Origin of the sequence: Psychrobacter sp. UBA2514 (genome assembly GCF_002341255.1) — a bacterium.
GTDB classification, from domain to species: domain Bacteria; phylum Pseudomonadota; class Gammaproteobacteria; order Pseudomonadales; family Moraxellaceae; genus Psychrobacter; species Psychrobacter pacificensis.
Map to the genome: position 1 here is coordinate 25,016 of NZ_DDNS01000006.1, position 12,720 is coordinate 37,735.

Sequence of the window (12,720 nt, forward strand, 5' to 3'; positions counted from 1 at the left end):
GTTATTGTTGTACTGATAACCCATAGGCAGAGTTGCAAAAAATAATCTTACTTTTAAAGCGCACCACTAAAGGTATCGCAAGATTGTACATTACCGCTCTCTAAGCCCCGCGTGAACCACTCAACACGCTGCTGGCTAGTACCATGCGTAAAGTTATCAGGCGCAACCGCTCTACCACTCGCCTGTGCAAATCGATCATCGCCGATTTGACCAGCCGCATTAATAGCCTCATCAATATCACCCGCTTCTAAAAACTGTACGCGCTCCTGATTACGCTGCGCCCAAACGCCAGCAAAGCAATCTGCCTGCAGCTCTTGTAATACTGATAGCTTGTTCGATTGTGCTTGGGTCACTTGCCGACGGGCTTCATTGACCTGCTGGCTAATACCCAGTAACGTCTGAACATGATGACCCACCTCATGTGCGATAACATAAGCCTGCGCAAAATCCCCCGCTTTACCTTGGTTTTCTTGAGTCCCAGAGCCTTGCTGATCCCCTGCGATACCCAGATTTTGACGCATCTCCACAAAAAATGATGTGTCTAAATAGACCGTTTGATCGCCTGGGCAATAAAAAGGCCCTGTCGCCGCGCTGGCACTACCGCAAGCCGAATTTACTTGACCATTGAACAGAATTAGCGAGGGCTCTTTATAAGTACTACCCGCTTCGTTAAATATCTGATGCCAGACCTCTTCAGTATCCGCCAGCACAACTTTGACAAACTGGGTATCTCGATCGTCACTTATCGCAGGTTCGCTGGAAGTTCCATTACTACCACCACCAGCGATTACCTGACCTGTTTGCAGCGCAGTCATAGGATTTACCCCAAATACCAACCATAAAATGCCTGCGATGATAATACCGCCAATACCACCACCTATCATTTTGCCGCCGCCCGTACTAGAGCGAACATTAGAACTGCCTCGTCTGCCTTGCCATTTCATAGTTTATTCCTCAAATATACGAGATATAATCACTCGTATTGTTCATTATTCATGTTGTACAGTATGCCGCTCAATACGTTGATTTGATTTTTGGTTTGCTCACTCACAAGCAATTTTTCTTAATATAAATAGCGCTAATTATCATGGCTTATTTGTCCCATATTTACTTGTCCCATATTAATGGCGTACTTGTGCCTCATTAGACGAGACAATCGGCTCTAATTTTACTTAACTAAACACCATACATACGTTAAATTACAACCAAAAGTAGGACTGCATATTGTGCCGTAACAGTCTAATGTCATTGATTATACGTCGATTAATCAGGTTTGTTGTATTAAAAATACTATCGAACAGATGAAGTAAAATATTATTTTAAATATTATTGTTACTTAATTGTACAACCCTATTTCCATTTTCATATAAAACATATAGAATGCGTGGAAGCTGAGTAGCTGTAACTAAGACTAATTGAATTCTGAGAAACCTCGGAATTCGTCCTTTGTTGCTGCTACTGCTCATTTCATTTTTCCGGAGAAAACCTTATGAAACTTAAATTACTTGCTCTAGCTGGTATCATGACTGCAACTATGGGCCTAACTGCCTGTGACAGCAACAAAGAAAACGCTGCTGAAGATCTATCTGACGCGCAAGAAGAAGTGCAAGACGCACAAGAAGAGCTAGCTGAAGGCGCTGCTGACGGTGAAGCTATCCCTGCTGATGCTGACGCTGCTGTTGCTGACGCTGAAGCTGACATCGCTGACGCTCAAGTGGCAACTGCTACTGACGAAATGGACGCTGAAGTTCCTGTAGACGGCACTACTACTAGCGTTGACGTAGCTAGCGAAACTGATACTGCTGCTGTTGACGCTTCTGACGAAGTTGTTGTTGAAGAGCCAGCTCAGTAATTTATTGTTCATACAATAAATAAACGGTAATAAAAAAAAGAGAGCCTATGCTCTCTTTTTTTATGCCTGCAATTTATGACAGCTAGTTACCTATAACCATACTTGGTATTTATTGGCTATACAAGGCTATAGCGAAAACAAGCAAGCTGTCATACTCAATAACACACTAAGTATCAAATAAACGCTCATCAACTTTCTGACGAAACTTTTGTCCTGTCTTGAAAGTCACCACGCGGCGCGCGGATACGGCGACAGGCTCTCCTGTTTTAGGGTTACGGCCTGGACGGCTGTTTTTGTCTTTAAGCTCAAAGTTGCCAAAGCCTGAAAGCTTGACCTCTTTGCCATCAATCAAACTATCTGACAGCTCATCAAAAAAGTTCTCCACCAGACAGCGACCTTCTTGGCGTGTCAGATTTAGATGACTCATTAAGTGCTCAATTATGTCAGATTTGGTTAAGGTGCTCACAGTACGACTCCTATGCTATGTCGTGATGTCGAATATCATGGTTTAGCGGTATGAGGGTTAAGTCTAATTATTATAAAGGTTTTTTGAGTAGTTTTTAATAAACTATACATTAAAATCCTTTATTAATAATGACTTAACTTGTTTTACAAGTAAAAGGGTTATAAATAATAGTTTTTACGAATAGCAATGCTCCATAGCCTCATAACTGAAGAGGCTATAGGGCATTGGGTCTTTTAAAGACTAAATATTAGCTGTCACGTAACTGGACTGCGTGTTGATCCGTTAATGCCTGTACAACCTTATCAGTGGCAGTTTTTACAGCTTCATCTGATAGGGTTTGTGTAGCATCTTGCCATACAAGTGCAAACGCCAATGAGCGCTGACCAGTCGGTACTTTATCGCCTTGATACACATCAAATAGCCACAGATCAGTCAACAAATCACCTGCCGCAGCTCGTACCGTTGACTCTAAAGTCTGCAAACTGATATCACTGTCTACTAAAATAGCAATATCACGGCGCACTTGTGGGAACTTGCTAGGCGTCGTAATCGAATGCTGCTCACGAGCAATCGTCAATAGCGGTGCCAGTGACAATTGGGCAACCCATGTCGTTGGCAGATCCAACTGCTTAGCAGTATTTGGATGTAGCTGACCCAACCAACCAACATAGATATCATCGATATATAACTCAGCGCTTTGTCCTGGATGCAGGAAGCTCAGCGCACTACGCTCATAGCGAATACGGGCGCTATCGATCTGCGCTGGTAATAACTGTTCAATATCATGTTTGAGATCATAAAAATCTAAGACGCGGTTTTGATAAGCCTGCTCACTCCATACATCACCCACTGCGACCAATGCAATGCTTGGGGTTTGCACCAAATCACTGATACTTTGTCCAACAAAGCTAAGACCCGTCTCAAAGAAACGTACGCGTGGCTGCTGACGATTCAAGTTATATTGCACGCAAGGCAGTAAACTTGACAGCAAGGTACGACGCATGACCGCCAAATCACTAGAGATAGGGTTTGCCAGTGCCAACACCTCTCCTAGCGCTTCATCATCAAGCAATGCTTCTAATTTTGCATCACTAAAGCTAAAGCTGATGGCTTCCATATAACCGTTATCGACCAGTGCTAGCTTCATCCCATGAGTCAAATCTGCAGTATCGTCATAATCCATGCTGACTTGCAAATATGGCAATACGCTTGGAATATTGTCATAGCCATAGATACGGGCAATTTCTTCGATGAGATCCTCGCGGATACTCATATCAAAACGGTAAGACGGCGGCTTACAAATCAATGCGTCGTTTTGCTGCTCTACCTCAAAACCTAGTTGAGTTAAGATACGCACCATCTCTGATGGCTCGATATCAATACCAATAACATCACGTACTTTCGCGATTGGCAATGTAATCGGTTCGCGTGCTGGCAGATGCTCAAGGTTTTCGGCCGTGACTATTTGTCCTGCTTCGCCGCCCGTGATGCTTGTGATCAAGTCACAAGCTCGTGCCAAGGCAAGTTTCGGCAATTCAAAATCGACCCCACGCTCAAAACGCTGTGATGCATCCGTATGCAATCCGAAACGGCGTGCGCGCGCAGCGATAGCCAGTTGATTAAAGAAAGCGCTTTCTACCACGATATTGGTCGTACTATCGGTGACACTGCTACGCTGACCACCCATAATGCCAGCCAGTGCCAAGGCACCTTTGTCATCAGCAATCACAAGCTCATCACCGGTTAGCGTAACCGTTTGCTCGTTGAGCAAAGTAATGGTTTCATCAGGCTGTGCCAAACGCACAACGATATCACCTTCGATGGTATCGGCATCAAAAGCGTGTAGCGGTTGCCCCAATTCCATCAACACATAATTGGTCACATCGACCAAGAAGTTGTGTGAACGTAGTCCTGACTGTACCAATGCATCTTGCATCCATTTTGGAGTATCGATGCTACGATCAATATTGCTAATCGATTGCAACAGATAGCGAGGGCACGCCTCTACCGCATCAACAGTTACAGCGGGCGTTGCGCCATTATCAGAAGCGACTATGTTGTCAGGAATCGCAGGCGTTTGTACAGACAAATCATTGATGACTGAAATCTCGCGAGCGATACCGCGAACGCTAAAGCAATCACCACGGTTTGGGGTGATAGAGATATCTAATATCTGATTATCTAGACCTAAATACTCACGGATATCGGTACCAACTGGTGCATCTTCAGGCAATTCAAGCAAGCCATCGATATCATCGACCAAGTCAATTTCAGAGGCGCCGCATAGCATGCCGTTTGAGGCAACACCGCGTAATTTGCTTTTCTTAATCTTAAAACCTTTTGCCTCATCGCTTGGTAGTATCGCACCAACGGTAGCAACCGGTGCTTTCATACCGACGGTCACATTAGGTGCACCGCAGACAATTTGTAGCGGCTCAGCGTCGCCAATATTTACCTGCGTGACACGCAGTTTGTCTGCATCTGGATGCTGCTCAACGCTGATGACTTCACCGATGACCACACCGCTAAATGCACGGGCAACTGCGTAACGGTCATCAATCTCAAGCCCTGCCATCGTCAGCTGTTCAGCCAACTGTTCGCTGGTATTTTGGGGATTTACCCATTGACGTAGCCACTGTTCGCTAATTTTCATAAATATCTCGGATCAGAATTTTATAATAAAGATGTTGGAGTAAAGCTTGGCAAATTAACTTATTGTATTAACAAGGAGCACTTTTATATCAACAAAAGCACGTTAGCCAAATTGCTTTAAGAAGCGCACGTCATTTTGGAAAAACAAACGTAAGTCATCAATACCGTAATACAACATCGCAAAGCGCTCGATACCCATCCCAAATGCAAAGCCTGTGTATTTGTCGCTATCAATACCGCAATTGGTCAATACTTGTGGATGTACCATACCGCAGCCCATCACTTCAAGCCATTTGCCGTTATCATCTAAGATATCTACTTCTGCAGACGGCTCAGTGAATGGGAAAAATGAAGGACGGAAACGTACGGTCAGCTCTTTGGCAAAAAATGCTTCTAGAAACTCACTAATCAGACCTTTTAGCTCAGCAAAAGTGCTCGACTCTGTGACCATAAGGCCTTCTAACTGATGGAACATCGGTGAGTGGGTTTGGTCTGAGTCGTTACGATAAACACGGCCTGGGCAAATGATGCGAATCGGTGGCTCGTTCTTTTCCATGGTACGAATCTGGACAGGACTGGTATGCGTACGCAGTAGATAATGCGCATCGAAATAGAATGTATCATGCATCGCGCGCGCAGGATGGTGCGACGGGATATTCAACGCTTCAAAGTTATAGTAATCGCTCTCAACTTCAGGGCCGGTGGCAACATTGAAGCCCGCTTGAATAAAGTACTGCTGCATACGCTGAGTAATCATCGTTACTGGATGCAGATGACCTTTTTGACCACCGCGAGCTGGCAACGTAATATCAATGCTCTCTGCTTCTAGCTTGGCGTTGAGCGCGGCGACTTCTAACTGCTGCTGTTGATCGCTCAGCGCTTGCTGAATGCGGCTACGCACCTCGTGCAACCAGCCACCGTAGGTTTTTTTATCATCAGCATCGAGTTTGCCCATCTGCTTTGACCAGCCCGTCAATGGGCTTTTTTTGCCAGTCAATTGCACACGCAAGTCTTGCAAGGTACGCGCATCAGTTACTTGTAGAATCAAAGCTTCAGCAGCACTCGCAAAGTCGGTAAGCTGAGCTTCATTGAGCTCGTTTAGCTCTGAAGACAAGGTCGGTAGCGCCGACAAGTCGTTGGTAGCAGCAGGGTTAGTCATAAGACGCATTATTCCTGATTTGAACGGACTATTAATTGTAGGGGTTTGACCAAATATTGCAAACCATTTATCCCGTTATCTTCATAAAGATAAGTGGTCTAAAAGGCTTGAATATTTAGACAGATAAAGAGCAGGTGCTGGTATCCACTCAGACTAAGTAAATACACCATAATTTAAAATAAAAAAAGCCACCGACCAGCGGTAGCTTTTATTAATATCGTACTATTAATCAATATTAGTTCTATTCGTTTAGACGCTTACTTAGATAAATTTTATATCTACTTAATCTCTAAAGAGTAGTTAATATTTATGCTAGTTCCGCTTTTGCTTTTTCGACCAATGCTGTGAAAGTCGCTGCATCATGCATAGCGATGTCTGCTAGAACGCGACGATCGATTGCGATGTTTGCTTTTTTCAAGCCATTGATAAAGCGGCTATAGCTTAAGCCGTTTAAGCGTGCACCAGCATTGATACGTGCAATCCAAAGACGACGGAAAGTACGTTTTTTGTTGCGACGGTCACGATAAGCATATTGACCAGCTTTGGTCACTGCCTGTACCGCTACGCGGTAAACACGTGAACGGGCACCGTAGTAGCCTTTTGCGCGTTTTAAGATTTTTTTGTGACGGCGATTTGCCTGTACACCACGTTTTACACGGGCCATAATTTACTCCAAGATTTTGTAATCACTGTTAAGCGAGTGATGATGCTGTCAAATAACAAACATCATTGTCAGATTGCAAAGTCAACTATCATTTCATCAGATAGTTTTCAATCAAAGATAGATGACAGTAGGCTATTAGATGTATGGGCACATACGACGAATGGCTGCTTCGTCAGATTTATGTACCAACTTAAGACCACGCAACTGGCGAATACGCTTAGGTGATTTCTTGGTCAAAATATGGCTTTTGAATGCTTGTTTACGTTTAAAGCCGTTTGCTGTTTTTTTGAAGCGTTTAGCGGCACCGCTTCTGGTTTTCATCTTAACTTTCATGATGATTTGCCTCTTTTTCTGTTTTAGAACCTGGTCGTCAAATAGTCATACCGAATAATCGCTATATAAATAACCACTAAACCTCTATTTGCCTCGAGGTGGGAGGCGGTATTTTAGCAGATAGTGCCTTGTTTTGCCAAGTAAAGTTTTGGCTAACCTTTACTTGGCAATAAAGACCGTTAGCCAGCATGAGTAGCGCTACAGCGCAGCTCTTAAAAACCTCATAAAAATGGTCAATTTTCATCCAAATAGATTGAATGTCAGCTGAAGCTGTGCTTAAGTAGATACTTAAGTTACATCATAATATGAGTGTCATGAAAGCACACTCATTTATTAAGTGTATACAGCCTTTTATTTGTTCATCATTATTATGATTCTGCCAACCTATCGCATGATAAGTAGCATAATTGTTTGCCACCACTTTAGGAGATAGTGTGTCAAAGCAAGAGTTGGTATTTGAGGATTATTTATTTGTTTTTGAGACAGTGATGCGCGTGCGTCATACCGAAATCGACTTGGGACAGCATGTGACCATCGAATCTCTGACTGCCCTTCTGTCCGAAGCGCGACTAAGGTTTCTACACGCTAAAGGTATTAAAGAAATCAATTCAGATAACCAGGGCTTAATTATTGATACATTGCAGTTGGTTATTTTGAGTCGTATACGAGTATGCGAAGAGCTTTTGTTTGAAGTCGGTGTTGAGCCAATATATGATAATGGCGGTAGCATCGTGATAAAGATCACACGTATGCACACAGGTGAAGTGGTCGCCAAAGCAAGACAACATTTTAGGAATTATGATTTTAATCTCAATAAAGTGATTAAGCTCGATAACACGACCAAAGAGGCTCTATATCCTCATTTATTTAGGCTGTAAAATAGCGAGTCAATATCACCTTTCTCATTTTAATGCTCGCGCAGCTTTCATATGACATCATATTTCAGAGCATTTTAGACAATCTCCTCGCTCCAATCATAAGTAGTATAATTACTTATTGATATTTTTACTCTCTAACTATAAGACGACACATACATTATGACTCTACCTGCTTGGCTGACTGCCGTAACTTTTAATGCTGATGGTTTGATTCCTGCAATTGCTCAAGATCACAAGTCAGGCCGTATTTTGATGATGGCTTGGATGAATGCAGACGCATTACAGCTCACCGTACAAACGCAGACCGCGGTTTATTTTTCGCGTTCGCGTGGCAAATTGTGGCACAAAGGCGAATCATCAGGTCATACGCAAACCGTCCACGATATTCGTCTAGACTGTGACGCAGACGTGATTGTGCTAAGCGTGACTCAAGCGGGCGGTATTGCTTGTCATACAGGCCGTGAGTCTTGTTTTTATCAGCGTTTAGATCTATCAGGCCAAACACCTGAATGGCAGACAGTCGATAAAGTATTGAAAGACCCTGCGGATATTTATCATTCTGATAAATCTGCTAGCACCAATGCTGAAAACGAAAATGCTAGCGCGACCATCGACTCTAATAACACTCAAGCGCAAGTCGATAAAGGCTCTGTGCTACAACAGCTCGATCAGGTATTGGCAGAGCGCAAACAAGCCGATGCCGACAGCTCTTATGTCGCCAGCCTATACGCCAAAGGCTTGAATAAAATATTAGAAAAAGTCGGTGAAGAGAGTACAGAGAGCATCATTGCTGCCAAAGATTTTGCTCACTGTGATGAAAATAAAGACAAAGCTGCTTTTGAGGCGGCGCGCCACGAGCTGATCTATGAAGTGGCAGATGTCTGGTTCCATACTTTAGTCGGACTGGCATGGTTTGACATAGAGTCAGACGCTGTACTAAATGAGCTAGGTAGACGGTTTGGCTTATCAGGTATCGACGAAAAAGCGGCTAGATAGTTATTAAGATACAAAAAAAAGCATCGACCCTGTTTGATTATTGTTGATTTCACCTATTTGTAATAACTGCAGGTTATAATATAGCTCTGTTTTATCTCGAATTATATGTGATGCTTTTTTTGATACATAACTTTTTTATCAATTCAAAGCAGGCTTTATCAACACAAAGCAGACATATGAAGACTGAAAACTAAGTCACAAAACCAGGTCACAAGGATACCATTATGGGTAGTTTTTCTATTACGCATTGGCTGATACTATTGGTCGTCGTCGTTGTCGTATTTGGCACTGCAAAACTAAAAAACGCGGGCAAAGATTTGGGCGGTGCGGTTAAAGGCTTTAAAGAAGCGGTCAAAGATGAAAATACAGAGCATGCCAAAAAACGCGTGGTGCTTGACCATGATGGCACGGCCCATACCGACGAGCGCCCAGCAACCACTAAGGTTGATGACAAGCATAATGTATAGCATCTAGACAGTGACATCGGACCATTATGTTTGATATCGGGTTTTCTGAACTACTTCTCTTTGGCGTAATCGCCCTAATCGTCTTGGGCCCAGAAAAACTGCCACAGGCAGCGCGTACGGCTGGGCAATGGTATGCCAAAATTCGCCGCACCGTCTCCACATTACAGTCTGAAATAGAGGCCGAGCTAGACTTGGCTGAGACACGCCAACAAATGCAAAAAGAGCTGGCCAAAATTCGTCAAACCGAAGCCGATATGAGGCGTGAGATGGCGGAGATGCGCGGCAATATGAAGGCTTTTGAAAGCTCACAAAACCATTCTCTAAAAGCATCAAATGAAACGGTCGCGAATGATAGAAATAGCAAAGCTGACGACACAAAAAATCATCAGCAATCAGCCATACCAAAAGCATTCGACTACTCTTATGCAACTGACGAGCCACAAGATACTTTAGAGAAGGGTCAGTTATCAAAGCACGGTAACAGCAACGATGATAGCGATATGGCCGTGCCCGTTACTCAAATCCTTAATACCCGACCGTGGGAAAATATGTGGTTCCGTTTGGGTGCTTACGATAAAGCTCGTCGCCTCCCAATGCCACCTTATCTACCGAACTATAAAGCCGATACCTTACTAAATAGCTCGGTAAGTACGCAGACTTCTGATAATAAGCAGGGGACTGACTGATGCAACTACTCAAACGCAAAAAAAGCCGCCAAGAAAAACTCACTGATTCAGATATTCCTGCTTTAAATGGCATTAATCAAGACGGTAAAGCAACAACTGATAGCACTCAAAATGAATCATCAGAGGATGTTTTAAGCGCATTGGGCGATATGCCTATCACTGAGCATTTGATTGAGCTACGCCGCCATCTAATCAAAATATGCGTGGCTGTCTTGATCATATTTTTGGGGTTGGTCGGTTACTCACGTGAGCTGTATAACTTTTTATCGGATCCGTTGGTGGCACAGTTGCCTGCCAATTCGACCATGATTGCCACAGATATCACCTCGAACTTTATGGCACCGATACGTTTGACGGTCTTCGTTGCTGCCTTTTTGGCGATGCCTTATATTCTTTATCAGATATGGTCATTTGTTGCGCCAGGTTTATATAAAAAAGAAAAGAGAATCGCTATCCCAGTGCTGCTGTCTTCTATATTTTTGTTTTATGCAGGTGTGGCGTTTTCTTATTTTATTGTGCTCAAAGGGGTCTTAAAGTTTTTTATTATGTTTGCCCCGCAAAACGTATTACCGATGACCGATATCGACAGTTATCTGAGTTTTGCTTTAAAGCTATTTATGGTGTTTGGCTTGACCTTTGAGATTCCAGTTGTGACCTTGCTATTGATATTGGCAGGGATTGTCTCCATTCAGAGTCTAGAAGAAAAGCGTCGTTATATCATTGTGGGCTGTTTTGCTGTGGCTGCCGTGGTCACGCCGCCTGACGGGGTATCCATGCTGATGCTAGCAATCCCGATGTGGTTACTGTTTGAGCTTGGGTTATTTTTAGCAAAAATCTTGATCAAAGAAGAACCTAGTACCGACCTGATATCAACAATCAAAGAATAAAGCATTTACCCGTCTGACTTATCTTGTTTTCTTCTTGCCCCACGCGTAAGCTTAGTGCTTATTGTCACGATTGAGTACCACCATCTATGAGCCATTGTTTATCCAGTGGCTTTTTTTGCCCCTTGTGTTTTTAATCACTTCTTGTATTTAGGTAGCTTTATTATGTCCGCATCGATGCCAGCTTATATGAGCGATCCCACTGATGAGCAGCTCGCCGCGCTGAATATGGCGATGGACCAAAAATCATTTAAAGTGGTGGCGTACGCAGGCGCTGGTAAGACCACAACGCTCAAGCTAATCGGTGAGCGTTTGCGAGGTCGCGGACTGTATCTGGCCTTTAACAAAGCGATTGCCAATGATGCTCGTTCAAAGTTTCCACCACATGTCGAGTGCCGTACTTTTCACTCATTAGCTTATCGTCATGTTGCTCGTGATATTACCGCCAAGCTGTCTTTGCCGCGCTTTTCACCTAAGCGCCTCGGTGATGATTTGGGCTTGCAACCTGTGCAAGTGCGTCGGCAAATGGATGGGGTTAATAAATACATTACGCTGACACCAGCACGGTTGTCTCGATTCGTCAGTGACGCAGTAAGTAATTTTTGTAGTACACATGCCAGCTACCCTGCGCCAAGGCACATACTGTTTCCAAGCTGGCTCGATGATTCAGACGCCGAGCAATTACGCGAGATGCTCTACCCTGCCGTTGAACAGCGCTGGCTACAGTCGATCGATGCGCGTCATCCTGCGGGCATCGGGCATGATATTTATCTCAAGCTGTGGGCATTGTCCAAGCCGAGCATCCCTGCGGACTTTATTTTATTTGATGAGGCGCAAGATGCTGATCCATTGATGATGGGTATCTTGACCCAGCAGTCGAGACAAGTTATCTATGTGGGCGACGCGCACCAGCAGATTTATGAATGGCGCGGCGCTGTGAATGCAATGAAAAAGCTGCCGCTACCGCAGACATTATTGACACAGTCTTTTCGCTTTGGTGAGCCGATTGCAGAAGTGGCAAATACTCTATTAAAAGCACTACAAGAAGACGTGCCGCTAAAAGGCAATCCAAACAAACAGTCTTCTACTGATAAAGGTATGGTACACAGTAAAAAAGACGCCATTTTATGCCGTACCAATGCTGCGGCGATGTCGCAATTACTCACAGGGTTAAAGCACGGGCACCGTGTAGCGCTACAAGCAGATACTGATCGCATGCTCAAATTCTGCCAGGCAGCTGAAAACTTAAAAAATGGTAAATCGGCTTATGGTGTACCCGAGCTCGCTTATTTTTATAATTGGGGCGATGTACAAGAGTACGCTGAAACCAATGAAGGCAGTGATCTTAAAACACTGGTCAAACTGGTCGATGATCACGGCACTAATGTACTAAGCCAAGCGGTCAATAGTCTCACCAGTATCGAAAATGCGGATTATGTCATCTCTACCGCGCATAAGGCCAAAGGGCTTGAGTGGGGCAAAGTACAACTAGATGATGATTTTTACTACGATGTGACGACCAATGCGGTCAAGATAAGTCCAGAAGAGCTGCGCTTGCTTTATGTCGCTTGTACGCGGGCGCAGAGTAATCTAGATATTCATAATATTAAAGACTTGATATCAGGATTGCAGACAGGGAAAAAAGTGATTTTTGGCAATACTTAACCACTTTTTTGGTTGCCA

The 12,720-nt window shown here is 43.8% G+C and carries 13 protein-coding genes; 7 read left to right on the top strand and 6 right to left on the bottom strand.

Features of this window, described 5'->3' with window-relative positions; all coding sequences use genetic code 11:
* Positions 1–53: 53 nt before the first annotated feature.
* A complete protein-coding gene (locus B3V51_RS01580; RefSeq protein WP_286707851.1) occupies positions 54–944 on the bottom strand; it encodes a KPN_02809 family neutral zinc metallopeptidase in 891 nt (296 codons plus the stop codon).
* A 545-nt stretch (positions 945–1,489) separates the two neighbouring features.
* Between B3V51_RS01580 and B3V51_RS01585 the strand changes: the two genes are divergently transcribed.
* A complete protein-coding gene (locus B3V51_RS01585; protein ID WP_071002831.1) occupies positions 1,490–1,852 on the top strand; it encodes a hypothetical protein in 363 nt (120 codons plus the stop codon).
* Positions 1,853–2,018: 166 nt separating this feature from the next.
* Here the strand turns inward: B3V51_RS01585 and B3V51_RS01590 are convergent, their stop codons facing one another.
* From B3V51_RS01590 to rpmI, 5 genes are all read right to left on the bottom strand, one after another.
* Positions 2,019–2,318: an integration host factor subunit alpha gene (locus B3V51_RS01590; protein WP_186474946.1), complete on the bottom strand. Its 300-nt coding sequence runs from the start codon at positions 2,316–2,318 to the stop codon at positions 2,019–2,021.
* 247 nt (positions 2,319–2,565) lie between these two features.
* Entirely contained in the window at positions 2,566–4,971 is a 2,406-nt protein-coding gene (pheT, locus tag B3V51_RS01595) for a phenylalanine--tRNA ligase subunit beta (protein WP_286707852.1), read from the bottom strand.
* 102 nt (positions 4,972–5,073) lie between these two features.
* On the bottom strand, positions 5,074–6,129 hold the full coding sequence (gene pheS, locus B3V51_RS01600; protein WP_058023537.1) for a phenylalanine--tRNA ligase subunit alpha: 1,056 nt from the start codon (positions 6,127–6,129) through the stop codon (positions 5,074–5,076).
* 307 nt (positions 6,130–6,436) lie between these two features.
* Positions 6,437–6,793 (bottom strand): 50S ribosomal protein L20, encoded by a 357-nt coding sequence (gene rplT, locus B3V51_RS01605; RefSeq protein ID WP_071002829.1) that lies wholly within the window; start codon positions 6,791–6,793, stop codon positions 6,437–6,439.
* A 135-nt stretch (positions 6,794–6,928) separates the two neighbouring features.
* Positions 6,929–7,126 carry a 50S ribosomal protein L35 gene (gene rpmI, locus B3V51_RS01610; protein WP_058023536.1) on the bottom strand — a complete coding sequence of 66 codons (198 nt, stop codon included), beginning with the start codon at positions 7,124–7,126 and terminating at the stop codon, positions 6,929–6,931.
* Positions 7,127–7,560: 434 nt separating this feature from the next.
* Here rpmI and B3V51_RS01615 point away from each other — a divergent pair, with 434 nt between their 5' ends.
* The 6 genes from B3V51_RS01615 (at position 7,561) to B3V51_RS01640 (ending at position 12,702) form a co-directional block, all read left to right on the top strand.
* Positions 7,561–8,004 (top strand): thioesterase family protein, encoded by a 444-nt coding sequence (locus B3V51_RS01615; protein WP_093071233.1) that lies wholly within the window; start codon positions 7,561–7,563, stop codon positions 8,002–8,004.
* A 159-nt stretch (positions 8,005–8,163) separates the two neighbouring features.
* A complete protein-coding gene (hisIE, locus tag B3V51_RS01620; protein WP_093071234.1) occupies positions 8,164–9,000 on the top strand; it encodes a bifunctional phosphoribosyl-AMP cyclohydrolase/phosphoribosyl-ATP diphosphatase HisIE in 837 nt (278 codons plus the stop codon).
* Positions 9,001–9,224: 224 nt separating this feature from the next.
* Positions 9,225–9,467, top strand: a complete 243-nt coding sequence (tatA, locus tag B3V51_RS01625) for a Sec-independent protein translocase subunit TatA (protein WP_075106429.1) — start codon at positions 9,225–9,227, stop codon at positions 9,465–9,467.
* A gap of 26 nt (positions 9,468–9,493) precedes the next feature.
* Complete coding sequence (gene tatB, locus B3V51_RS01630; protein ID WP_286707853.1) at positions 9,494–10,153, top strand: Sec-independent protein translocase protein TatB; 660 nt, start codon at positions 9,494–9,496, stop codon at positions 10,151–10,153.
* Positions 10,153–11,040, top strand: a complete 888-nt coding sequence (gene tatC, locus B3V51_RS01635) for a twin-arginine translocase subunit TatC (protein WP_223334056.1) — start codon at positions 10,153–10,155, stop codon at positions 11,038–11,040. The genes tatB and tatC overlap by 1 nt, the downstream gene beginning before the upstream one ends.
* 162 nt (positions 11,041–11,202) lie before the next feature.
* Positions 11,203–12,702: a UvrD-helicase domain-containing protein gene (locus B3V51_RS01640; protein WP_212564097.1), complete on the top strand. Its 1,500-nt coding sequence runs from the start codon at positions 11,203–11,205 to the stop codon at positions 12,700–12,702.
* The last annotated feature ends 18 nt before the right edge of the window (positions 12,703–12,720 follow it).